Source organism: Dethiosulfovibrio faecalis (assembly GCF_021568795.1).
Classification (GTDB): domain Bacteria; phylum Synergistota; class Synergistia; order Synergistales; family Dethiosulfovibrionaceae; genus Dethiosulfovibrio; species Dethiosulfovibrio faecalis.
This window is the reverse complement of the sequence record NZ_JAKGUE010000011.1, coordinates 1-22,862: the sequence shown is the minus strand read 5'-3', so window position 1 is coordinate 22,862 and position 22,862 is coordinate 1. Positions and strand designations below refer to the sequence as shown.

Here is a 22,862-nt window from a genome sequence, read left to right as displayed (position 1 = left end):
ATTCCTGAACGATCACCTCCCGGGCTCTCCGATATCCGGATAACGGCTGTCTTCCGGTTTGAAAAGAGTGAAACCTGTCTCCGGGTCGTGACGACGGACCCAGTTCATCCCTATAAGCTCCACTATCTGCATCTCCACTGTAGCCAGAACGGTGTTCTTCCCGTCGTCTACCAGGTGTCCGCAGTAGGGCGTTTTCTCGTCCAGCGCCACCGTTCCGTGAAGATGTATGGAGGTCTCCCCATCCATGGCGCCTACCGTTCCACAGAGGGCTACCAGTTCCATAGGAGCCTCGATATGGGTCGGCTCTTTGTAGGAGGCCCCCGAGGGGGATTCGGAGTCGTCGGATATACACACCACTGTGGCAGATGCCAGGCTTCCCAGAGCGCTCTCGACGGAGGCGCAGGTTATGCCGAAATGGCGGCAGACATCTCTTATCCCCTGGAACAAGTCGCTGCCCGGGGTTATTCGAACCGCTATCCGTCTGGCTCCTCTGGGCGTCGCCGCCTCGAAGGTCCCCATGGGCTAGAACATCCTCTTGATGCCCTCTAGGATGGCCTCCGGTTTGAGACGGTAAGCCTGCTCCAGAGGTCTGGCGAAGGGAACCGGCGTGAAGGGAGATCCGAAACGCATTATCGGGGCGTCCAGGTAGTCCAGGCCTTCCTCTGCGACTATTGCGGCGATCTCGCCACCGACTCCGCCCTGCTTCACAGCTTCGTGTATTATCGCGAGACGGCTGGTCTTGGCCACCGACTCCAGAATGGCGTCCTTGTCTATGGGGGAGATGGTACGAAGGTCTATCAGCTCAACCGAAATACCCTCCTTCTCCGCCATCTCCGCTACGGGTTTAGCCACCGTCTGGAGGCAGTTCGAGTAGGAAACTATGGTCAGATCCGACCCCTCCGTCACTATGTCGGCCTTTCCGATGGGGGTGAAATACTCCTCTACGGGAACTTCGCCCTTGGTATTGAACAGGGCCTTGTGCTCGAAATAGATGACCGGGTTGTCGTCCCTTATGGCCGACTTGAGGAGGCCCTTGGCGTCCGCCGGGTTGGACGGAGCCACTACCTTGAGGCCCGGTATGTGCTGGAATATAGCCTCCAGGCTCTGGGAGTGTTGGGCTGCCGCCTGATTTATCAGTCCGTCCGGGGCGCGAAGCACCATGGGAACGGTCTTCTGGCCGCCGAACATATAGTGGACCTTGGCCATCTGGTTGTATATCTCGTCTCCGCAGACCAGCATGAAGTCGGCGAAGTGCATATCCGCTATGGGGCGCATCCCGGCCAGAGCGGCTCCTACCGCCGCTCCTACGATGGCGGTCTCGGTTATCGGGGTGTCTCGGACCCTGTCGGAACCGAAAGAGTCGGGAAGTCCCTTGAACTGTCCGAAAATGCCGCCCTGTCTGGCGATGTCCTCGCCCATCACGAAGACGGTATCGTCTCTCTCCATCTCCTCCTGCATGGCCTCAAGGGTGGCCTGGGAGAATGTGATCTTCTTTGTCTCAGCCATAATAGATCCCTCCAGCCTCTACACGTAAAGATCGTCGAACAGCTCCGAGGGGTCAGGCTCGGGGCTCTCCAACGCATAGCGCACGGCCTCTTCTATGGCCGCCTCCACCTCGCCGTAGACTGCGTCCAGGTCCTCTCGGGAAAGAACGCCCGCCTCGATAACCTTCTCCTCGAACCGGTTTATCGGGTTGTTGTTGTCGAAGACCTCCTGGACCTCTTCCTTGGTGCGGTACTTTTCGGGGTCGCCGACGAAGTGTCCCTTTATCCTGTAGGTCTTGCACTCGAGAAGAACCGGTCCGTTGCCGGAACGGATGTAATCCACCACTTCCTTTGAGGTCTCGTAGACGGAAAGGACGTCGTTGCCGTCCACCATATAGCCGGGAATACCGTAGCCCTGAGCCCGGTCGGCTATGTCCGCCACCGAGGTCGTGGTGAGATAGGGAGTAGTGGAGGCCCACTCGTTGTTCTCGCACACGAAAAGGACCGGCAGTTTCCATGCCGCCGCCATGTTCAGCGCCTCATGGAAGGTGCCTCTGTTGGACGCTCCGTCTCCGAAGAACACCACGGAAATTCTGCCGTCCTCACGAAGCTTGGAGGCCAGAGCCGCTCCGACGGCCAGGGTATATCCTCCGCCGACGATGCCGTTGGCGCCAAGCATGCCGACGCTGAAGTCCGCTATATGCATCGAACCGCCCTTGCCCTTGCAATAGCCGGTCTTCTTGCCGAAAATCTCCGCCATCATCCGATTCAGATCGGCGCCCTTGGCTATGGTGTGACCGTGTCCTCTGTGGGTACTCTCGATATAGTCTTCCTTGGTAAGGTTGGCCATCACCCCGGTGCCGATGCCTTCCTCTCCGATGTACAGATGGACGAAACCGGGAATATCCCCGGCCAGGAAATGATGTTCGACCTTCTGCTCGAAGAGACGGATCGAGACCATCTTGCGGTAGAGCTCTATCAACAGATCTCGATCGTAATTCTTGACCGGGATCGTCGGCTCTTTAAGGATCGCTTTCGCACACATATGCCGCACCCTCCTCTTTGTGTTGTACCTTTCACCCTCGCACTCGCGTTTTTGGCTATCTATTCCCAACGAAGCTGCAGTCTTCGATACGGGTCAACGTATAAGGTTGGTTTTGCCGAACTTCAGATGGTCGTGGGTCACCTGAACCGCCCTCTCCACATCACCCTGTTTCAGTGCGTCCACTATCTCCTTGTGATAGGCCAGAGACGTCCAGATGTCCTTCTGGGTCGACAGGACGTTTACTCCTACGGCGTGAAACCGCTGTCTCACCTGCAATATGGCGTCCCATATGGTCTGGTTTTCGTATATGAGCAGAAAATAATCGTGAAACTCGCTGTCTGCTCTCAGATAACCGTCCAGATCGCCTTTCTCGCAGGCTTTTTCCTGCTCCTTCAACAATAGATCCATGTGCTCAAGGTGTTCCTGAGTGAGCCTGTCCGCCACGTTGCGGACAACGAACTCCTCTATGGCCATCCTCATGTCGTAGAACTCCTTGGCGATGACCACCGAGACATTGCTGACAACTGCTCCCTTGTTGGGGATGATGTTTATGAATCCCTCCGATTGCAGCCGGAGCAGAGCCTCCCTCACAGGAGTTCTGCTCATATCGAGCTTTTTTGCCAGATTGTTCTCCGATACGTAGTGTTCCTCCGTAAGCTCTTTATCCATGATCATCTGTTTGATCGCCTTGTAGGCCAGATCCTTTTTTCGGGTCCTCAATGCGGTGCCTCCTCTCGAAATGGCACTTTAGTGTATGTATTCCAGTTCCATACAAGTTGTACAGCACCTGCGTTATTACCACTATACGGTAACTAAACTTGAAAATCAAAATGTTTTCGCCTCTTATACAGTATACTTGAACGTTAAAGTACAAAATTATTAAATTTATATAGAAAGCTGCGACTCGAAGTCTGAGCAAAAAAGGTCAAAAAAAACAACCTTGTGATGTTTCATCTGTGTAAAGCCCTTTCGCTGGGGAGCTATGAACTTTATCGGACTGAATGTTCGGCGTTTTTTTGGTGTGTTTCGGCAGATGAAAAAAGCCGTTTTTTTGCAAAAAAGCACCTTCTGTGGCGGGGAAGAGCTGTTTTTTTGCCTGATAAAGCCTCTTTGACAGCTAAAAGGGGCCGTGTATAGTTGAGAAGGATTTTCGTGGAAACGGCTGGTATAGTGGTTTTTCGTTTCGAGGAGGAATAATAAAATGACGGAGTCGAAAACGGTTATAACGAAGGTCGATGATGGAGTAGGACGAATCACGTTGAACAGGCCGGAGTCGATGAACACCTTCTCCACCGAGCTGGCAAGAGGTCTATGCGATTCGCTGGAGGCCATGGAGTCCGATCCGTCGGTGGTGGTCGTCGTGCTGGACGGGGCGGGAAAGAACTTTTCCACAGGGATAGACCTGAAAGAGTTTCTGTCCAAAGAACGCCATGAGATTAGGGATTTTTTGCGGCTGATGGACCGACACAACAACGTCCTCTTCTCCATGTCCAAGCCGGTTATCGCCTCGGTTCAGGGCTATACACTGGCCAACGGAGCCGGGCTGGCCCTGGCCTGCGACTTCATAGTGGCGGCGGAGAACGCCGTTTTCGGAACCACCGCCATAAACGTGGGGCTGATCTGTCTGGAACCGGGGTATCAGCTTTCCCGCTGGATAGGCCCTAAACGGGCTCTTCAGTATGTTCTCACCGGGGACTTCATCCCCGCCGAGGAGGCCCTGAAACTGGGCATAGCCTATCGGGTGGTTCCCCAGGAAAAGCTGGAGGAGGCCACCATGGAATTCGCAAAGAAGCTGGCTAAAAAGAGCCCTCTTGCCCTGAAGACCGGCAAGAGGGGATTGCAGCAGATGGAAAGCCTGCCGTTGGAGCGGGCCATAGAGGCCGCAGGAGAAAGATTCGCCGCACTGGCCGCGACGGAAGACGCCAGGGAGGGGCTGGAGGCTTTTCTGGGGAAGCGAACCCCGGTTTGGCAGGGGAGGTAGCAGGAGTTAAAGAAGGCTAGGACCGTCCGATGGAGACGGTCCTAGCCTTCTAGGGGTGATGTTTTGGGGTTGGGCACATAAAATATAGCTCTTGTGGGCCCTGCCTGCCCAAATAGGTGTCTCATGATAGACTAGTTTAGCGAGCCGAGAGAGGCTCCCTGGAGGTGCGACACATGGCGAGGTACAGCAAAGAACAAAAAGAGGCAATCAAAAAGAGAATGATGTCGCCGGAGAACATGTCCATACCTAAATTATCGAAAGAGACTGGCATAACGGTGACCACCCTCTAAAAGAGCTCCGTGCGTCCGGCAAAGCCGCTCCCTGTGATGAGGATAGACCGGACAGCTGGAGTTCCAGAGACAAGTTCCTCATAGTCCACGAGACCTACACCATGAACGAGGTTGCTTAATTCAGGCGATCTGGGGGGAAAACGAGGACGACTGATCGGTGCCTCGGATCGCCGTAAAGCAGTAGAACTGATCGAAGAAGCCGTATCGAGCGGAGCGACCCAGGCTAAAGCCTGTAGAGAGGTCGGCATCACTGAGAGAACCTTTCAGAGATGGTGCAAAGAGGGCCATGTAAGAGAGGACCAAAGACCTCACGCTCCCAGAAAGACGCCTCAGAAGCTATCGCAATCTACCTCTGCGGACCGGCCAAGGGCCTGTTCTACTACCTGTACCTCATAATAGACCTCTACAGCATTGAGGGCCACCATGGAAAAACTGGGAGTACTGTTCTCCCATAGCAGACCGAGGGTAAGCAACGACAACCCCTACAGTGAATCGATCTTCAAGACCATGAAATACAGACCTGCCTTCCCCAGCGGAGGCTTCAAGGACATAGAGAACGCTAGAGCCTGGACCTACCGGTTCGTGTCCTGGTACAATCATACCCACCGTCACAGCGCCTTAAACTACGTGACGCCGGAGCAGAGGCATAAAGGAAAAGCCCCGGAGATACTGGCGAAGAGGAAGAAAACCCTGGAAGAAGCCAAGAGAAAACACCCGGACAGATGGAGAAACAGGCCGATAAGAAACTGCTCCATCAATGAGACGGTCTATCTGAATCCGGAGAAAGAGTCCCAGGGAAAGCACAGAGACTGAGTCATTCCAATTCGATCTTTTTGCGACTTCTCGCTTGACAGGCTCCGGATGTCCCTATGAGGAATGGGAGGATCTGATTCGCCCTGTAAAGGATGTGGTTGGTATCTGGTGGGGTGCCCACGGACCAGGCCTGCATCATGCTGGGACAGTCGTCGAAATATATCTTTGGTGAAGTGTCGGACGACGATCTTGCGGATCTGTTTTTCAGAAGAAGGAACTTGAGACCGAGATGGTATAATAAAGTCTCAAGAAGGGGGGAGAGCCCATATGAAGAACAGACATAACTCTGTTTTGAGGAGTATCCTTAGGGGCATCGCTTTATCCTGTGATATCAGCGGGAATGCCATGATAAGGCAATCCAGTGCCTTGCTTGCTCCTGGGGGGCCTCTTCGAGATGCTCGTAACCTTGCGAAGGACGGTCAGAGATGTTTCGCGAAGATATTGAGGAAAGGTTAGTATGGCTGACGACCACCTGGATGAGACGTTAGATGAGCTTGTTTCTGATGAACTAGCTTCTCCTACGTGGGCTTCCGAAGCCAAAAAGGACAAAGAGGCCCTTCGCTGTTTTGCCACGAGGTTCTCTGCGAATTTCTCCTATATCTTGCCTCCTCCTGAAGTACTGCGTGGGTACGAACAAATACATCCTGGAATTACGAAAACACTTTTAGAAATGGCTCAATCTGAGGCTCAAACCCGGCAGTATTGTGCAAAAAGAAGTATGGATGCCGTTGCTAGGGGTCAATTTATAGGTGGAGGAATTGCGGTTATAGGCTTTGGAAGTGCTGTCTTTTTCGCTGTAAAGGGATTAGGCGGTGCGAGTGTAACCTCTGTTATCGCTGGTGTAGCGGCTATAGTTGCGTCCATAGTCTCTAGCCACATCAGCAAAGATGAACACGAAGAGGAATAAGTAAACTGTTATCTCACGAAAGGAGCCTTCGGGCTCCTTTTTTTATTGACAGAGATGAGGACCTCTGATGCTAAGCGGTTCTTCCATTCGTGTCGTCTATGAGGGGGATGGAAGATATCTGGTTATGCTTGCAGTAGCCTTTTGTATTTTGTCCCTTTCTATTACGCAAGAAACAATCCCAAACATATGCTATTCTGAAATCGGAAAAATAAAATGCGCTTTTGGGTTCGAGGAATCACCTATACCGAATCGGAGGAAGTCATGAAATTAACGATACTGCTAACGCTGTGTTTGATGGGGGTGTTTCTTATGGCGGTGGGAGCTTCGGCGGAACAGATCTCGCCGGATTACAAAGACGACTTCGCTTGGGTTTCCAAGCCGGAAAAGCCGGACAAGCCTGTGGACGTGTTTTACGTGTATCCGACGATCTATATGGACAAGGAACCGTCGAACATGGACATATCCCGGAAGGACCTGCGGAGCAACGCCGAGGGGTTGCTCGTAGCCCAGGCGGGGGTTTACTCTCCGTACTCTAATCTGTTCGCCCCATTCTATCGGCAGCAGACCGCCGCCTCCCAGAGCATGGAGCCCAATAACGGTGGTCGAGACGCCTTTGCCGATCCCATCTTCAGGGTCGGCTATTCCGACGTGGAGCGGGCCTTCGATCACTATGTCGAGCATCTGAACCAGGGGCGCCCTTTCATCCTGGCCGGACACAGTCAGGGATCTATGGTCATCGTCGAGCTTATGCGCAGGCGTATGGCAGACCCTAAACTCCAAAAGCGGCTCGTGGCGGCCTACATCATCGGCTACACGGTTAAGAAAACCGATCTGGAAGGGTATCCTCAGATGAGGCTTGCCGAGGGCGAGACGGACACGGGGGTCATAATCACCTATAACACCCAGGGTCCCGATGCCGAAGGATCTCCCGTTTTGTTGACCGATGCAGTGGCGGTCAATCCGCTCAACTGGAAAACCGATGCTACCCCCGCGTCACGGAAGGATAACTCCGGGGCCGTATTCTTCAACGATTCGACCGGCGAGGTGGTCGAGACCATTCCCGATTTCTGTGGCGCGTACGTTGATACCGATACGGGAGCTTTGATAGCCACGGACATAAGAAGCCCTGAAAAGGTGGATCTGGTGAACATGGGCCGCTGGCCGAAAGAGGTCTACCATCGTTTCGACTACGCTTTCTTTTACGAGAATCTCAAGGCCAACGTAAAGAAGAGAATCGACTCCTATCTGTCCATCGACCGGTAGTCTTTGAGACTGTAGAGGCTATAATCGAGGTGAGCGTCATAATATATGCCTTGGGGGAATAAAAATGAATCACGATGGCTTTTTGGACATAGATAGTCCCGAAGGAGGGCTTATACGAAGGCTCAGGGGGATGGATCCCACCTTGGGAGCCTACCTTGAGAGGCTCATAGAGGATCGTTGGCCTCAGATGTGGCTGGGCGATCAGATAACCGAGGTGGCCGAACGGGGCAGGCATCATTCCAAAAAACTGATGGAGATCGCCGAGTCCCTTCTCTCTGTTCTGGACCGGGATGAAAAGGGTTGTGCCTCGCTGTTCATGGACGAGCCCCTTCCTCTGGCCCTTCTGATCTCCTCGATCTACCTTCACGATATAGGTTATACCGCCCTGGTCTACCCGATAGACCCCGACGAGGCCAAAGATACCGGTGCCTTTCCCTTTTCCATGTTCCCTTCGGCGGTTTCAGAGGTCCATCATCTCCTTTCCTCCGAGCTGATCTCCCATAACGGAGAAAGGCTGTTTCCTCTTCCCGAAGACGTCGGTCTGGAGCTGGATTCGGACTCCGGGGAAAAACTCATGGAAGCGGTAGAGATCTTGAAGGGAGTCCTTCCGGATATCTGCGCCAGCCATAGAAAGTACGTTCAGCTGGATAGAACCGTCGATTTCGAGAAGAAAAAGGCGGTCTGGCAGGTAGGCAAGCTTCTGATGGGAAAGGAGCGTTTTAAGGATACCCTGGCTCCCCTCGACGATAGGCTGGATTCATGCGGCCGTCTGTTCGAAAAGGAGGGGGCTATTGGTCTTACCAAGAAAAAGGCCCTTACCGTTGCGGCGCTTTTGAGGGTGCTGGACGGCTGCGATCTACAGTCCGAGGGAGCCTTCGACGAGGGGCGTCTGAGGCAGTGGTTTCAGAGGACGTCGTACGAGATCGAGTCGTTGGAGATTCAGCTCGACATGTTCGATCGGGATCTGAAGGAGCTCATGGTGAACCTGGAGGGCAAGCCGATCTCCGTGTACGATTGCGTCAAGGCTATCTGCGACGACGTGGAGGATTTCAGCTTCGAGAGGGTGAGTACCAAGAGGGTCGGACGGATCTGCAAGGCTCTCTATCCTTTCGTGTTCAAGACCCTTAGGCGGCTGAAGGGGAAAAAGGGATTCGACTGTCTCTTCAAGCCAGATAGTCTTCCTAGCGTGCAGGCTTTGTCGCTGGTGGACCGTCTTGTCTTCAAGTGGGAGGGGTTCCTGGCCTTTCATATGTCCGGATTCGTGGAGGGAGTTTCGTTCGTGTCCGGAGAGGGCGATTCCTGCGACATCGGCATTCGTGTCGATTTCAAGAAAGATGTGCCGGTGGAAGGCGAGTTGACCTCTTTTGCCGAAGGCCTTTCGGAGGAGATAGATAGGACCGGCAGATATCTGAGAGATCTCGGGTTGTTCGTTATGTAATTGATTATACGTTTTTAGAGGAGGACCTCGCCTTTTAAAGGCGGGGTCCTCCGTTTAAGGTTAGCTGAAGCTCATCCATTCTCCTGTTTCTTTAACCGAGTCGGGTTTCTTTCTCAGCTGCATCTGGGGCATGGGAACGACCACTATCCCCGAGCTTTCGTCGACGGTGTTCTGTTTACCGTCCTCTTCAAGGTCGTATCCCAGCACGGTGCCGTTGGGGATTTCGTTGTGTCCGTCTACTATCACCCTGCGGAGGCGGCAGTTTCGGCCTATTATCACTCCTTGGCCGATTATGCATTCCTCGACCTTAGCTCCCGGAAGTATGACGCAGTTTCTGGATAGGACCGATTTTTCCACCTCTGCTCCAAGTATGCGGCTGCCCTCTGCCATCAGGGTGCTGGAGACATTGCAGCTCTCCCCGTCGGAGGGGTAGGCGTAGGCCGGAGGGTCGGCGAAGGAGACGGTCCTGATAGGCCAATGGGGGTTGTACAGGGTCATCTCCGAGTCGTTTTGAAGCAGGTCCATGTGTGCCTGCCAGTAGGCCTTGATGGTGCCTACGTCCTTCCAGTAAGGCTTGTCGTCTCTCCAGTGGGCGTCGTTTATGCCCGGAAGGACGTTGGTGGAGAAGTCGTAGGCGAACACCCTGCCTCGTCCGACCAGTCGGGGTATTATGTCTCGGCCGAAGTCGTGGCTGGAGTGTTCCATGGAGGCGTCCTCCAGAAGGGATTCTTCCAGTATCTCTCTCTCGAAGATGTAGTTCCCCATGGAGACGTAGCTGAACCCCGGTCTTCCCGGGATTTCCGGCGGGTTTTTCGGCTTTTCCATAAATCCGGTTATCTTGCCTCTCTCGTCGGTCTCGATGCAGCCGAACTGGTGGGCCTCGCAGGAGGGGACCACGTTGGCCGCCACCGTGACGTCGGCGTTGTGGTCCATGTGGTAGGTCAGCATCTGTTCAACGTCCATCTTGTAGATGTGGTCCGCGGCGAACACGCATATTCGGTCGGCGTCGTACAGCGTCACGAGGTGCATGTTCTGGTAGACCGCGTCGGCGGTGCCCTCGAACCACCTCTCTCCTCGCCACATCTGGGCTGGAACCAGGGTTACGAAGAAGTCCCTTCCTCTGAGGGCTCCTCCGAACTGCCAGGCCTTGTCTATGTGTTCGTTCAGGGATTGGCTTTTGAACTGAACTAGTACGTAGATGGAGAAGATCCCGCTGTTGATCAGGTTGGATATGGCGAAATCCACGATACGGTATTTCGCTCCGAAGTGAACCGCGGGTTTGGCCCTGTATTTGGTCAAAGGCATGAGTCGTTCGCCTTTTCCGCCAGCAAGGACTATGCCCAAAACCCTTCCATATTGTCCCCGTATCATGTTAGCCCTCCTCCTTAATTTATCTTCTTAATTTCCATCATAATATACTTCTGTAAATTTCCCTATAGTCGGGAGCGGATGTCTTCCACGAAAAATCCTTTTTCATTCCCCTTTTCACCATTGCTTGCCAGTTCTTTTCGTCTTTCATGTCGTTCATGGCCCGTCCTACGGCGTTCAGAAGTTCCGAGCTGTCGTATCGGTCGAAGACGAATCCGATGCCCTCTTCGTTTTCGTAGACGGTGTCGGCAAGACCTCCGACCCTTCGTACCACCGGGACGGAGCCGTATCTCAGGGCTATGAGTTGGGATAGTCCGCAGGGCTCGAACCGCGAGGGCATCAGGTATATGTCCGATCCTCCATAGGCGAGTCTTCCCAGGGTTTCGTGGTAGCCTTTTACGAATTTTATTCTGCCACAGTAGTGGTTTTCCAGTTGGGTAAGCCGGTTCTCGTAGCGGCTTTCCCCGTTTCCTATCACGACTATTCTCAGTCCCATGTCGGCCATCTTCCCCAGCGCCGGCAGAAGTATGTCCAGTCCCTTCTGTTCGACCAATCGGCTGACCATGGCGGCTATGGGGCCTTTTCCGGTCAGCCCCGTCTCCTTTTCCAGCAGGGTCTTGGCTTTTTTCTTGCCGGATAGGTCGTCCGCCGAGTAGGGAACTGGAAGGCTTTTGTCCGTCTCGGGGTTCCATGCCCCGTCGTCCAGGCCGTTTAGGATCCCTGACAGTCGACCTCGACGGTTTCTAAGCACTCCGTCCAGGTCGTGTCCTCCCCAATGGGTCTGAATTTCCTCGGCGTAGGTGGGGCTGACGGTGGTTATGTGGTCGGCGCCGTTTATGGCTCCCTTGAGTAGGTTGACCCTGTCGAAGTATTCCATTCCGTCGATGTTGAAGGCCTCCCAGGGCAGCCGAAGGGGTTCGACCGCCGTTTTGTCCAGCAATCCCTGATGGGCCAGGTTGTGGACGGTGAATACAGATCTTCTGGTAGTCCTCTGTCCCTTGAACCAGCTGTGCCACCTGAGGGCTATGGGCAAAAAGGCCGTCGTCCAGTCGTGGCAGTGATAGATGTCGGGAGACCAGCCGGTCAGAGCCGGAAGGGTCAGTCCGGCATAGCTGAGGAAGGCGAAGGGCAGCGCCGTGCCTTCCTCCAGCTTTTCCGGATATATGGGGCCTTTGTAGAGTTCCTCCTGGCGAAGGAGATAGGTAGGGACGCCGTTTATGTGGCACAGTAGGAGTTTGCCCCGATAGAGCCGGTTTCCCAGAGGAATTTCCACCGAGCCTTCCGTCTCGTGGATCTCTACTCCCGAGCTCTCAAGTCGATTTTCCATGTCTCCCCAAGCCGGTATGAGCAGCCTGGCGTCCACTTCCAGCGACCTGAGCGCCGTCGGAAGGGAGCCGGTTACGTCGGCCAGGCCGCCCACCTTGGCCAGAGGGGCCGCCTCGGGGGCTACGTGGAGTACCGATAGTTTTTTTCCCGTCACGGCTACATTCCCCTGAAGTTTATCTCGTAGGCTTTTTCACAGTATTCTTTTACCACCCTGTGGGTGTTGAAGTAGCTTCCGTTCAGGGCTATGGCCCGACGCATCATGCTTATCCATCGTTCTCTGTCGTCGTAGTAGGTCGGTATTACCTCCTGCTCTAGTTTTTTGTACAGGTCCACTGCGTCCAGGTTTCCGTCGTATCCGAGCAGGTCCGCTTCGCTGGGTTCAGGCCCTATGGACCATCCGGTTGCTCCTTCCACCCAGCCCTCTATCCACCAGCCGTCCAGAACGGACAGGCTCATTATGCCGTTGAGGGCGCATTTCATGCCGCTGGTGCCGGATGCCTCGTGGGGTCTGGTGGGGTTGTTGAGCCAGAGGTCCACTCCCTGTACCAGATGGGAGGCAAGCTCCATGTTGTAGTTTTCCAGAAATACCACGCTCAGGGCTCCGTCTATGTCGTGGATGATCTGCTGTATCCTCTGGAGCAGAGCTTTCCCCCCGTCGTCTTTAGGATGGGCTTTGCCGGAAAAGACTATCTGAAGCTTGCCCGAGGTCGCCTCCAGTAGCCTCTGAACGTCGGAGAAGATTAGGTCCGCCCGTTTGTACTGCGCCGCCCGTCTGGCGAAACCTATGGTCAGTACGTCCGGGTCCAGGGACCGTCCGGTCATCTCCAGTATGGTGGCGATCAGTCTGGTTTTGTCCGCCTGGTGGGTTCTCCAGAGTATGTCGCTTGGAAGGTTCAGAGCTTGGACCAGTCTTCCCGGGCCGTTTTCCCATCCCGGGATGTGGGAGTCGAAGAGTTTCTTCATGCTGGGGCTTACCCAGGTTCCGGGGTGGACCCCGTTGGTTACCGAGTCCACGTTCCCGGAGTCGAACATCTTTCTAGATACCTCGGCGTGTCTTTTCGAGACGGCGTTGACGTATCGACTGAACGTGTAGCCCAGCTCGGTCATGGAGACTCCCTGAGAAGCCGGGAGCATCTGTTTAAGGGTCGCCACGAAGTTCTGAGGTAGGGTCCTCTCGACCAGACCGAAGGGGAATACGTCGTGTCCCGCCGGGACGGGGGTGTGGGTGGTGAATATGACCTGTTTCTTTATCTTATCCGGGTCGAAGTATCCCTGTTCTCTCATAAGCTCCAGGGTCAAAAATCCGGCGTGTCCCTCGTTCAGGTGGTAGGTCTCTATGCCGGAGTAGCCCAGGTCTCGGAGCATTCTCAGACCTCCGACTCCGAGTATCATCTCCTGGCAGAGCCGATATGTCTGGTCTCCGCCGTAGAGGTCCCAGGATAGACGGCGGTCGTCGGCGTGATTGCCCTCCACGTCCGTGTCCAGGAAGTAGACCGGGACGGTGTATCCCGAGAGTCCGTGTATGTCGTACACCCAAGCCCTTATCTTTATGTCTCTTCCTCTCAGCTTTACCGTGACGGTGTTGGGAAGGGGGACCAGCTCGGTTGACGGGTTCCATATCACCGGCGATTCCTTTTGCCAGCCTTTTTCGTCGAAGCTCTGACGGAAGTAGCCGTTTCTGTAGAGCATGGTTATCCCCACCATGGGAACTCCCATGTCGGCGGCGCTTTTGAGTATGTCTCCCGCCAGTACTCCCAGGCCGCCGGAGTAGGTCGGTATAGAGGGTTTTATGGCGACCTCCATGGAGCAGTAGGCCACTTTTCGGAAAGAAGCTTCTTGTTCGAGAAGCATTCTAAGGGACTTGCTAAGTTCGCTTTGTCTGTGAGCCTGCATAAGCATCCGGATCATTCCCTCTCTTTCTTTCTCCCGTATATTTCTATCAGATGTCCCAGGCGGTCCAGTTTGGGTTCTGGTATTCCCTCTTCGTTCAGTCTCCACCGCCAGTTGCCGTCCTTCAGGGAAGGACGGTTCATCCTGGTCTCCGTTCCGAGTTCCAGAAGGTCCTGGGCCGGAACGACAGCCAGTTCCGCTACCGATCCCAGGGCCATCCTTATCAGGGCCTCCGGGGCGGATTTTTCGTCAAGCTTTCTGCCTACGTAGGATTCCAGCCTGTTAAGGCTGTCCTCTCCCAACGTTGAGAACCACCCTGCGGTGGTGTCGTTGTCGTGGGTCCCTGTATATACCGCCATGGACGGTACGTGGTTGTGAGGGGTGTAGGGAGAGGAACCTGTGTCTCCGTCGAAGGCGAACTGCAGCACCGCCATTCCAGGGATATCCAGATATTCCATGGCCTCCCTCACGTCGGGGGTTATCACTCCCAGATCCTCGGCCAGGAAGGGCATGGAGGGAAAGTGTATCCTCAGGGTTTCGAAGAACCTTTCCGACGGAGTCTCCACCCAGTTTCCCTTCTTTGCGGTAGTCTCGTCTGCCGGGACGGACCAGTAGCCCACCAATCCCCTGAAGTGGTCTATCCGGATTCTGTCGTAAAGCTCCAGGGCGTGTCTAAGTCGACTCATCCACCATGCGAATTCGTCCAGAAGATGTCGATCCCAGTCGTAGAGGGGGTTACCCCATAGCTGTCCGTCTTCGCTGTAGTAGTCCGGAGGAACCCCCGCTACGGCGGATGGACGAAGGTCTTTGTCCAGCTGGAACAGCTTCGGATGAGCCCATACGTCGGGACTGTCGTGGATCACGTATATGGGCATGTCCCCTATCAGCTCCAATCCCTCGTCGGCGCAGAGCCTGTGAAGGGTTCTCTGTTGGCGGAAGAAGATGTATTGTCCGAAGGCCAAAAGATCCATCTCGTCGCTCAGCTCTTCCGATATCTCGGCCATGGCCGATTCGTTCCTGAGGCGATAGGGCTCGGGCCAGCGGTGCCATGGCTCCATGGCGAAACGTCTTTTCAGAGATCGAAAGAAGCAGTAGTCCTCCAGCCAGTGCCGTTCGGATTCCTTGAATCGGGAGAATCCCATGTCCTCCCTGTTTTTTTGCCAGGCTTTTTCGAGGAGGTTTTTCCTTATCTTCAAGGCTCCCTCAAAGTCTGCCGATCCGATCGGAAGTCTCGGGGGTAGGTCGCTTTCATCTATCCATCCGTCCTCGGCCATGAGTTCCGGGCTTATGAATAACCGGTTGCCCGCAAAGGCCGATATGGGGCTGTAGGGCGAATGTCCGAAAGCCTCCGATGTCTCGTTCATAGGCAGTGTCTGCCAGTTGAGCCCACGTCGGACGAGGGACCGCACCAGTCTGTGGGCCTCCGGTCCCATGTCCCCCACGCCCCAGGGCGACGGTAGGGACGATATGTGGAGAAGCAACGCCGATCTTCTCATGGAAAAAACACCTCCTCGTCTTTATTCATTGTACTATGACGAAAGGTCTATATATAATCGAAGATAGAAGTGAAAGGAGGCTCAATCCATCATGGCCGGTTCACGGTTAAGCGATTACGACGTTTTTCTCTTCCGGCAGGGACGGCATTATCGTCTTTACAAACATCTCGGTTCTTTTCCCGAGGAAGGCGGTACCCGCTTTGCCCTCTGGGCTCCTAACGCCAGGGAAGTCTCGGTTCTGTGCGATTCCAACGGTTGGACTCCCGGAATCGCCCCCCTGTATTCCAGGGGGGATGGCAGCGGTATCTGGGAGGGAACCGTCTCTGGGGTCTCCATCGGTGATCTATATAAATACGGTATAAAGACCGGGGCCGGCGAGTGGCTTCAGAAAGGGGATCCTATGGCCCACCGCTGGGAGACTCCCCCAAGGAGCGCCTCCATGGTATGGAACGTCGATCACGAGTGGACCGACCGGGAATGGATGGAGAGCAGAGGAAAGCGGCTTCCCCTGGACGGCCCCTGGTCGATCTACGAGGTCCATCTGGGGTCGTGGAGGAGGCGGGACGGATCCTTTCTGTCCTACCGGGAGATTGCCCCTATGTTGGCCGATCACGTCTCTCAGGCGGGGTTTACTGCGGTGGAGTTTCTTCCGGTTATGGAGCATCCTTTCTACGGTTCCTGGGGATATCAAGTGTTGGGCTATTTCGCTCCCTCCGGGAGATACGGTTCTCCTGAGGACTTCATGTATCTCGTCGATTATCTCCACAGCCGGGGGATCGCCGTCATCCTGGACTGGGTTCCCTCTCATTTTCCCTCCGACGCCCACGGTCTGGCCCGTTTCGACGGAACCGCTCTGTACGAGCATCCCGATTCCAGGAGGGGATATCATCCTCAGTGGACGAGCTGCATTTTCGATTACGGAAGACACGAGGTTCGTTCGTTTCTGATAAGCAGCGCCGCGTTTTGGCTGGATATGTATCACGCCGACGGACTGAGGGTGGACGGAGTGGCCTCCATGCTTTATCTGGACTACTGTAGAGAGAGAGGGGAGTGGGAGCCCAACCGGTACGGAGGAAGGGAGAACCTTGAGGCGGTATCCTTTCTCCGGGAGCTGAACTCCGAGATATCCAGGAGCTTTCCCGATGTCGTCACGGTAGCGGAGGAGTCCACCGACTGGCCCAGGGTGACCGGTCCCGCTCATCTGGGCGGCCTGGGGTTTTCCATGAAGTGGGATATGGGGTGGATGCACGATACCCTGTCCTACTTCTCCCGAGATCCGATCCATAGGCCCTGGCACCACGAGGAGATAACCTTCGGCCTCTGGTACGCTTTTTCCGAGAGATTCGTCCTCCCTGTATCTCACGACGAGGTGGTCTACGGTAAAAGATCGCTTCTGTCCAAGATGCCCGGGGATCAATGGAGGAAGAAGGCCAATCTCAGGCTTCTGCTCGCCCTGATGTTCGTTCACCCGGGAAAGAAGCTGCTTTTCATGGGCTGCGAGATCGGTCAGTGGCGTGAATGGGACCACGAGGTGGAGCTGGACTGGGCCCTTCTGGACGATCCGAGTCACAGAGGAATTCTTCGTCTGGTGTCGGATCTCAACCGTCTCTACCGGGAGGAGGACGCGCTTCACAGGGATTTCGATCCCGACGGTTTCAGATGGATAGACTGTTCCGACAGAGGGCAGAGCGTCTTCGCAATGATGAGGCCCTCCGGTCCCAGGCCGGTGGTGGGAATCTTCAACTGTACGCCTATTCCAAGGACGGGCTACAGGATAGGCTTGCCCTCCGGAGGCTGTTGGCGGGAGCTGTGCAACACCGATTCGAACGATTACGGAGGAACCGGCGTCGGGAATCTGGGGGGGGTATCGGCCGAGGAGGTCGCCTGTCACGGCCTGAGTTTCTCTGTGGAGATGGTTCTACCGCCGCTTGGGGCGATCATACTGGCGCCTGAGGCGAGTTTGTCCGACGGGAGGGAGTAGCTGTGAGCCGTTACGTCTGCATACATGGACATTTCTATCAGCCGCCGAGGGAAAATCCCTGGACCGGAGTTGTGGAGCGTCAGGAGACGGCTTCTCCCTGGCACGACTGGAACGAGAGGATCGCAGATCAGTGTTACGGTCCTTGCGGGGCCGCCAGATTGTTGGACGAAGAGGGTCGAATATTCGCTACCAGGAATTGCTACGGTTCCATGAGTTTCAACGTTGGCCCTACTCTGCTCGGTTGGCTTGAGGACCGTCGTCCTTGGATATATCGTTCCATATTGGAGGCGGATCGCATCGGTATCGAGAGGTTCGAGGGGCACGGTCCTGCCATCGCCCAGGTCTACGGCCACGCGATCCTTCCTTTGGCCTCCGAAAGGGACAGACGTACCCAGGTGGTGTGGGGAATATCCGATTTCGTCCGTCGTTTTCGTCGCCGTCCCGAGGGTATGTGGCTTCCCGAGGCGGCGGTGGATACCGACTCCCTGGAGATGTTGGTCGGTGAGGGGATCAAGTTTGTCCTGTTGGCACCTCATCAGGCCTTGCGTTTGGTTTCGGACGGACCTGTAGACGTCTCTAAACCCTATATATGCAGGCTCCCGAGCGGCGCGGAGATCTCCCTGTTTTTCTACGACGGAGAGCTAGCTCGGGAGATGGCTTTCGGAGCCGCCCTGGAGGACGGTCGAAGATTGGCTCGGAGGCTGTCGGATCGTTGCTCCGACCGGAACGGTCCTGCCCTTGAGCATGTAGCTGTGGACGGAGAGACCTTCGGACATCATCATCGCTTTGGCGAGATGGCTCTGGCAGCCTGCCTGGACGAGCTGGATCGTCTTCCCGACGTGGATTTGACGGTGTACGGCCGTTTTTTGGAGATATGTCCCCCAAAAAGCGAGGTCGAGATAGTCGAGAGGTCTTCGTGGAGCTGCGTCCATGGAGTGGAGCGTTGGCGTTCCGATTGCGGATGCTCCGACGGCGGACACCCTCAGTGGCATCAGCGTTGGAGGGCACCTATGAGGAATGCTCTGGAAAGCCTGCAGAGAGAGGTAGACGAGCTATTCCAGGAAAGAGGGGCGTCTCTTTTCTCCGATCCCTGGGCGGTTCGGGACCGATCGGAACGGCTGTATTCCAAGATGTTTCCTTCCAACAGGGTAGCCTTTCTTCGAGACGAGGCTGGGCGGGACCTTTCCTTCGAGGAGGAGTCTCTGGGGCTCTCTCTTCTCGAGATGGAGCGTTGTTCTATGTTGATGTTCTCCAGTTGCGGCTGGTTTTTCGACGATATCTGTCGAATAGAGGCGATCCAGGTTTTGCGGTATGCCGCCAAGGTGTTGGATCTGACCGAGAGATTGGGAAAATCAGGACTTCGCAAACCCTTCCTGGAGGCCTTGGAAAAGGCCCCGAGCAACGTTCCGGAGCTGGGAGACGGCAGCAGGATCTTTTCCTTCTTCGTGGAGCCCGCCTCGATGGACCTGCCGAGGGTGGCGGCTCACGTCGCTCTTTACCGCCTTTTCGATCTCGATCCCGGAGAGACCGAGTTTCCCTTGATCTCGGTGAAGGACGGCACTGTATGCAGATGTTCCTCCGAAGGGGAGGAACGGTTTTTCGGCCATATGACCGTTCGATCCGAGTTGACCGGCAGGTCCATGGAGCTGCTTACCCTGGCGATTTGGTGGGGAGGGCGCAGGATCCTGTGCGGAGCGTTGCCCATTACGGAGGGAGCCGACCCCGAGGTTCTGCTGGAACGTGTAAGGCTTGCCTCGAACCGTGACGATCGATCCGTTTTGGGGAGCATTTTCGGTCACAGACTCTACTCGTTGCGCCATCTGTTCCGGGATAGCCGGGACAGGGTGGTCGATGAGATAAAGAGTCGTTGCGAGAAAAGGCTTGCTTTGGCGGTGAAAGATGTGGTTCTTAGGGACGAGAACCTCCTTCTGCTGGACGGAGGAGAGTCCGTTCCCCTTCGCTCCGCTGCTAAAATTTTTGTCGATTATCGGTTGAATCGCGAGTTGTCCACTGAGAGGCCTTCCTACGGGGATCTGCTCGACCTGCTTAGCAGGTCCCGCCGGTGGGGTGTTCAGTTGGACAGGGAGCGGCTGGAGAAAACGATCAGGTCAAGGACGGTCTTCCTGGCTATGGAGCTGGAGCGGAACGAGGTGGATACCGACGTCGTGTTGGAGGATATGTCAGGCATTCTGGATCTTATGGATCGTGCCGACGCCAAGGTGGATCTGTGGCCCTTTCAGAAAGCCCTGTTGGAGCTGAAGGAAAGGGCCGAAAACGTGGATGTTCGTTTGCTTCAGAGGGTTGGCTGTTCCACCGGGGCCGCGACGGATCGCAGATAGGCCTCGGGATGGACCCAGGAGGAGGAGTCTTTGTCGTAACGGACCGGAGATATGGCTCCTTCCTTCAAGGCGTTAACCAGATCTGCCATGGACCGTACAGGCCGATGGAACCGGGTGGCGAAAAGGCCTATGCGGTCCTCCCAGTGGGAATCGCTGCCGCCCAGCATCGAGCTGCTCATATCTAGAGCGGTTTCCAGAGCCATCTCGTTGTGGTGGGGCTTGGTGCTGCCGTTAAAGGTCTCCACCCCGTGCATATGGGGGCAGAGTCGCATCACCTCTCCCATCCCTCGGCCGTTGTCTCTGAAGGGATGGGCCGCCGCGCTGGCTCCTCCGAGCGAGGAGACCAGTTTGGCCAGATCCGGAGCGTGCATCTTTTCCTCCGGGAGCCGGTCCAGGCCGTATACGAGCAGGTCTCCCTCGTAGGTAAGTATCTCCGCTCCCACCAAGATGAGAAAGTCGTATCTATCGGACAGTTCTTCGGCCATAGGGGCCAGTTTGAGTGTGTCGTGATCTGTGATACAGATTCCGTTCATGGAAAGTTCCTTCGCTCGGGCGACCGCTCTTTCCAGAGGCAGATGGCTGTCCGGCGATCCCTCCATGGTGTGCAGGTGGGTATCTATTATCATGGAAACTCTCCTTCTCTTCTCCGTCTACTTATCGGAGTAGTTTTTATTCCATTGGATTATACCTGAGTCTGGGATTTCCGCAACGTCCGATGTCGTGATCCTTCCGTTTCCGAAAAGAAGGGATGTCGTAACCTCTTTTTTGTAGTATAAGGAAAAGCCTTTACGAAACTTATCCTCAGGAGGTGTCCCGATGCTCAGGTCGGACTATCACGTACATACGTCTTTTTCCGGTGACTGCGACGAGCCGTTGGACCGGGTCTTGCAGAGAGCCTGCGATCTCGGATTGAAGGAGATAGCCGTGACGGACCATATGGATCTCGATTTCCCCAGCGAGGCGGTTAACTTCGATTTGGACGTTCCGTCCTATCTGGAGACCCTCGGTTGGTGTCGGGCCCGGTGGGCCGACAGGATAAAGCTCAGGATCGGTCTGGAGGTCGGTTTGGATATCTCGAAAAAGGGCAGAGTAGCTCCGATTCTGGAGAAAAGCGACTGGGATTTCGTTATAGGATCCCTTCATTGCGTGGACGGAAAGAGCATGGGAGAGGAAGGTTTTTTCGAGGGTAAGACCAGAGACGATGCCCACGGGAGGTACTTCGAGGCTATGTTGGATAGCGTCAGGGCCTTTTCCGGTATCTCCGTCGTGGGGCACATGGATTTCGTGAGGCGCTATGGAGCAGGCACCTATGGCGACAGGCACAGCGTGATCGACCGTGAGCTTCACAAGGATAGGATAGACGAGATCCTTCAGGAACTGGTCAAAAGGGGTATCGGTCTGGAGCTCAACACCTCCGGTCTTCGCTACGGCCTCGATGCCTTTCATCCCGGAGAGTGGATACTGCGTCGCTACAGAGAGCTCGGAGGAGAGATTATAACCGTGGGCTCCGATGCCCACAGGCTCAAGGACATCGCCGCCGATTTCTTCCTCGCGGAAGGGCTGCTGGAGGCCCTCGGTTTTCGCTATACCTGTAGCTTCCAGGGAAGGACCCCACGGTTCTACTCCCTGGCCGCCTGATCCCCGTAAAAATATACTGAGATCTTTCTTCGATTTGGAGAGGCCTAAAGGTCTCTCCTTTTTTGTTTGCCCTGATACTACTTTATGGATAGGATTGTCTTCAGAGGAATGTCCAGTCTCGGCAGGAGGTGCTCCCTTGGACAGAAAAGATATGTTGCGGGATCCTTTGGTTTGGAAGTTCAGGATGTACGGTTTCCTCAAAAACCTGCGTTTTTTCGAGCCCTATATGCTCCTATACCTCATAGGTGCAGGATTGTCTCTATTTCAGATAGGACTTCTGTTCTCCCTGAGAGAAGCGGTCATATACGTTTTCGAGATACCGTCGGGAGTTTTGGCCGATCATTGGGGGAGGAAAAAAGAGCTCCTTCTCTGCTTCGTCTTTTATCTGATATCCTTTGCTCTGTTTTTCATCGGTCGGTCGTTGCCGATCTTCGCAGGGGCGGTAACCTTTTTCGGCCTTGGCGAGGCCTTCCGTTCCGGAACCCACAAGGCCATGATCTATACCTATCTGGATCACCACGGCGTGGCGGACGAGAAGACCTTTCTGTATGGCAGGACCAGGGCCTGGTCGCTGCTGGGATCGGCCCTCTCCGCTCTGATAGCCGTGCCTCTTGCTTTGGGGTTGCCGGCCTATCGATGGCTCTTCGTAGTGGCCATGCTTCCCTATATAGGGGATCTCGCTTTGATCTGGAGCTATCCCGATTGGCTGGACAGGGACGAGAACATGGTGGAGGAAAAATCCGAGAGGGGATTTCTGTCCTTCGGCTTCCGTTCGCTTCGATCGGTTATGAGGGACAGAAGGCTCATGAGGGCGTTGTTGAGTTCGTCCATATACGATGGACTGTTCAAGATAATCAAGGACTACGTTCAGCCGATACTGGCCTTGGTGCTGGTGGGGACTCTGGCCGGAGACGGTGACAAGGCCCTTACCGTATGGCTAGGCCTGACTTACTGTATATTCCATCTGGCCGGCTCCGCCGCGTCCGCCTCGATATGGAGACTCAGGCGAAGGATCTCCTCCGCTTGGCTTATGAACGCATCCTTCGACGTTATGGGGATGGCGGCTCTTCTTCTGGCGGGGGTCTCCCTTTGGGGATCTCCCCTGACGGTGGCGGCGGTGTTCTTCCTCCTTTACGTCATGAAGGACGCCAGGCGACCTATCTTCGTCGATCTCTGCGGTGACCTTATGGACCGAGATGTTAGAGCCACGGTAATGTCGGTGGACAGTCAGCTTCGTTCTTTCCTGGCGGTTATCGCCGCTCCTCTTCTCGGGTGGGTGGCGGACGGCACAGGTCTTCCGGTGGCCTTCGCCATGGTAGGACTGTTCATGCTGGCCTCCAACAGATGGCTCAAGGTACAGAGTCGAGAGATAGCGGTGATCCCCGAAATAGAATCCTCTGAAGGCGGGCGAAAGAAATCGGAAGAATGAAACAGAAAATTGGCGGTTGACGAGAGTATGGTAAGTGGTGTATTATTCCTTCTGCGCCGCTGAGCCGGCCGCCTAGTAAGGCAGCCGTAACGTAGTGAGCGCGAACCTTGACAGCCGAAAATGGGGAAACAGAAAAGCGAAGCCAAGTGAATTTTATGGAGAGTTTGATCCTGG

Annotated in this window: 18 protein-coding genes; 9 read left to right on the top strand and 9 right to left on the bottom strand. The window is 55.1% G+C overall.

Annotated features, from left to right (window positions below):
• Nucleotides 1-12: 12 nt before the first annotated feature.
• The 4 genes from L2W58_RS08665 to L2W58_RS08650 form a co-directional block, all read right to left on the bottom strand.
• Nucleotides 13-519, bottom strand: a complete 507-nt coding sequence (locus tag L2W58_RS08665; RefSeq protein ID WP_005659339.1) for a PPC domain-containing DNA-binding protein — start codon at nt 517-519, stop codon at nt 13-15.
• 3 nt (nt 520-522) lie between these two features.
• Nucleotides 523-1,506 (bottom strand): alpha-ketoacid dehydrogenase subunit beta, encoded by a 984-nt coding sequence (locus tag L2W58_RS08660; protein ID WP_236102946.1) that lies wholly within the window; start codon nt 1,504-1,506, stop codon nt 523-525.
• Nucleotides 1,507-1,524: 18 nt separating this feature from the next.
• The gene (locus L2W58_RS08655) at nt 1,525-2,529 is read right to left on the bottom strand and encodes a thiamine pyrophosphate-dependent dehydrogenase E1 component subunit alpha (protein ID WP_274705051.1); all 1,005 of its coding nucleotides are present in this window, start codon (nt 2,527-2,529) and stop codon (nt 1,525-1,527) included.
• Nucleotides 2,530-2,622: 93 nt separating this feature from the next.
• On the bottom strand, nt 2,623-3,249 hold the full coding sequence (locus L2W58_RS08650) for a GntR family transcriptional regulator (RefSeq protein ID WP_236102945.1): 627 nt from the start codon (nt 3,247-3,249) through the stop codon (nt 2,623-2,625).
• Nucleotides 3,250-3,730: 481 nt separating this feature from the next.
• Here L2W58_RS08650 and L2W58_RS08645 point away from each other — a divergent pair, with 481 nt between their 5' ends.
• The 5 genes from L2W58_RS08645 to L2W58_RS08625 all read left to right on the top strand — a co-directional run bounded on the left by L2W58_RS08645 (nt 3,731) and on the right by L2W58_RS08625 (nt 9,221).
• Nucleotides 3,731-4,510, top strand: a complete 780-nt coding sequence (locus L2W58_RS08645) for an enoyl-CoA hydratase/isomerase family protein (protein WP_236102944.1) — start codon at nt 3,731-3,733, stop codon at nt 4,508-4,510.
• A 713-nt stretch (nt 4,511-5,223) separates the two neighbouring features.
• A complete protein-coding gene (locus L2W58_RS08640) occupies nt 5,224-5,613 on the top strand; it encodes an integrase core domain-containing protein (RefSeq protein ID WP_236102943.1) in 390 nt (129 codons plus the stop codon).
• A 457-nt stretch (nt 5,614-6,070) separates the two neighbouring features.
• Nucleotides 6,071-6,520 (top strand): DUF2335 domain-containing protein, encoded by a 450-nt coding sequence (locus L2W58_RS08635; RefSeq protein ID WP_236102942.1) that lies wholly within the window; start codon nt 6,071-6,073, stop codon nt 6,518-6,520.
• Between the two features lie 261 nt (nt 6,521-6,781).
• Entirely contained in the window at nt 6,782-7,783 is a 1,002-nt protein-coding gene (locus L2W58_RS08630) for a DUF3089 domain-containing protein (RefSeq protein ID WP_236102941.1), read from the top strand.
• A 64-nt stretch (nt 7,784-7,847) separates the two neighbouring features.
• Nucleotides 7,848-9,221 carry an HD domain-containing protein gene (locus L2W58_RS08625; protein ID WP_236102940.1) on the top strand — a complete coding sequence of 458 codons (1,374 nt, stop codon included), beginning with the start codon at nt 7,848-7,850 and terminating at the stop codon, nt 9,219-9,221.
• 60 nt (nt 9,222-9,281) lie between these two features.
• Here the strand turns inward: L2W58_RS08625 and glgC are convergent, their stop codons facing one another.
• Genes glgC through malQ form a run of 4 tightly spaced genes read right to left on the bottom strand, consistent with a single transcriptional unit; the run spans nt 9,282 to nt 15,301 of the window.
• On the bottom strand, nt 9,282-10,592 hold the full coding sequence (gene glgC / locus L2W58_RS08620) for a glucose-1-phosphate adenylyltransferase (protein ID WP_236102939.1): 1,311 nt from the start codon (nt 10,590-10,592) through the stop codon (nt 9,282-9,284).
• Between the two features lie 37 nt (nt 10,593-10,629).
• Entirely contained in the window at nt 10,630-12,069 is a 1,440-nt protein-coding gene (locus L2W58_RS08615; RefSeq protein ID WP_236102938.1) for a glycogen synthase, read from the bottom strand.
• A gap of 2 nt (nt 12,070-12,071) precedes the next feature.
• Nucleotides 12,072-13,823, bottom strand: coding sequence for an alpha-glucan family phosphorylase (gene glgP, locus L2W58_RS08610; RefSeq protein ID WP_236102937.1), 1,752 nt, complete (start codon nt 13,821-13,823; stop codon nt 12,072-12,074).
• Nucleotides 13,820-15,301, bottom strand: a complete 1,482-nt coding sequence (gene malQ / locus L2W58_RS08605; RefSeq protein WP_236102936.1) for a 4-alpha-glucanotransferase — start codon at nt 15,299-15,301, stop codon at nt 13,820-13,822. Before malQ ends, glgP begins: the two co-directional genes overlap by 4 nt.
• 91 nt (nt 15,302-15,392) lie before the next feature.
• Between malQ and glgB the strand changes: the two genes are divergently transcribed.
• Together glgB and L2W58_RS08595 are read left to right on the top strand one after the other, a co-directional pair.
• Nucleotides 15,393-17,282, top strand: coding sequence for a 1,4-alpha-glucan branching protein GlgB (gene glgB, locus L2W58_RS08600; protein ID WP_236102935.1), 1,890 nt, complete (start codon nt 15,393-15,395; stop codon nt 17,280-17,282).
• Nucleotides 17,283-17,284: 2 nt separating this feature from the next.
• Nucleotides 17,285-19,621: a DUF3536 domain-containing protein gene (locus tag L2W58_RS08595; RefSeq protein ID WP_236102934.1), complete on the top strand. Its 2,337-nt coding sequence runs from the start codon at nt 17,285-17,287 to the stop codon at nt 19,619-19,621.
• On the opposite strand, the gene L2W58_RS08590 is transcribed toward L2W58_RS08595, so the two are convergent.
• Nucleotides 19,576-20,247: a PHP-associated domain-containing protein gene (locus tag L2W58_RS08590; RefSeq protein WP_236102933.1), complete on the bottom strand. Its 672-nt coding sequence runs from the start codon at nt 20,245-20,247 to the stop codon at nt 19,576-19,578. The two genes, L2W58_RS08595 and L2W58_RS08590, sit on opposite strands and share 46 nt — an antisense overlap.
• 190 nt (nt 20,248-20,437) lie before the next feature.
• Here L2W58_RS08590 and L2W58_RS08585 point away from each other — a divergent pair, with 190 nt between their 5' ends.
• Both L2W58_RS08585 and L2W58_RS08580 read left to right on the top strand, forming a co-directional pair.
• The gene (locus L2W58_RS08585) at nt 20,438-21,259 is read left to right on the top strand and encodes a histidinol-phosphatase HisJ family protein (RefSeq protein ID WP_236102932.1); all 822 of its coding nucleotides are present in this window, start codon (nt 20,438-20,440) and stop codon (nt 21,257-21,259) included.
• Between the two features lie 136 nt (nt 21,260-21,395).
• Nucleotides 21,396-22,688 carry an MFS transporter gene (locus L2W58_RS08580; RefSeq protein WP_236102931.1) on the top strand — a complete coding sequence of 431 codons (1,293 nt, stop codon included), beginning with the start codon at nt 21,396-21,398 and terminating at the stop codon, nt 22,686-22,688.
• Nucleotides 22,689-22,862: the final 174 nt, after the last annotated feature.

Coding starts and splice junctions, on each gene's coding strand:
- L2W58_RS08665 (WP_005659339.1), bottom strand. CDS start 519: ATGGGGACCTTCGAGGCGGCGACGCCCAGAGGAGCCAGACGGATAGCG.
- L2W58_RS08660 (WP_236102946.1), bottom strand. CDS start 1,506: ATGGCTGAGACAAAGAAGATCACATTCTCCCAGGCCACCCTTGAGGCC.
- L2W58_RS08655 (WP_274705051.1), bottom strand. CDS start 2,529: ATGTGTGCGAAAGCGATCCTTAAAGAGCCGACGATCCCGGTCAAGAAT.
- L2W58_RS08645 (WP_236102944.1), top strand. CDS start 3,731: ATGACGGAGTCGAAAACGGTTATAACGAAGGTCGATGATGGAGTAGGA.
- L2W58_RS08640 (WP_236102943.1), top strand. CDS start 5,224: ATGGAAAAACTGGGAGTACTGTTCTCCCATAGCAGACCGAGGGTAAGC.
- L2W58_RS08635 (WP_236102942.1), top strand. CDS start 6,071: ATGGCTGACGACCACCTGGATGAGACGTTAGATGAGCTTGTTTCTGAT.
- L2W58_RS08630 (WP_236102941.1), top strand. CDS start 6,782: ATGAAATTAACGATACTGCTAACGCTGTGTTTGATGGGGGTGTTTCTT.
- L2W58_RS08625 (WP_236102940.1), top strand. CDS start 7,848: ATGAATCACGATGGCTTTTTGGACATAGATAGTCCCGAAGGAGGGCTT.
- glgC (WP_236102939.1), bottom strand. CDS start 10,592: ATGATACGGGGACAATATGGAAGGGTTTTGGGCATAGTCCTTGCTGGC.
- glgP (WP_236102937.1), bottom strand. CDS start 13,823: ATGATCCGGATGCTTATGCAGGCTCACAGACAAAGCGAACTTAGCAAG.
- malQ (WP_236102936.1), bottom strand. CDS start 15,301: ATGAGAAGATCGGCGTTGCTTCTCCACATATCGTCCCTACCGTCGCCC.
- glgB (WP_236102935.1), top strand. CDS start 15,393: ATGGCCGGTTCACGGTTAAGCGATTACGACGTTTTTCTCTTCCGGCAG.
- L2W58_RS08590 (WP_236102933.1), bottom strand. CDS start 20,247: ATGATAATAGATACCCACCTGCACACCATGGAGGGATCGCCGGACAGC.
- L2W58_RS08585 (WP_236102932.1), top strand. CDS start 20,438: ATGCTCAGGTCGGACTATCACGTACATACGTCTTTTTCCGGTGACTGC.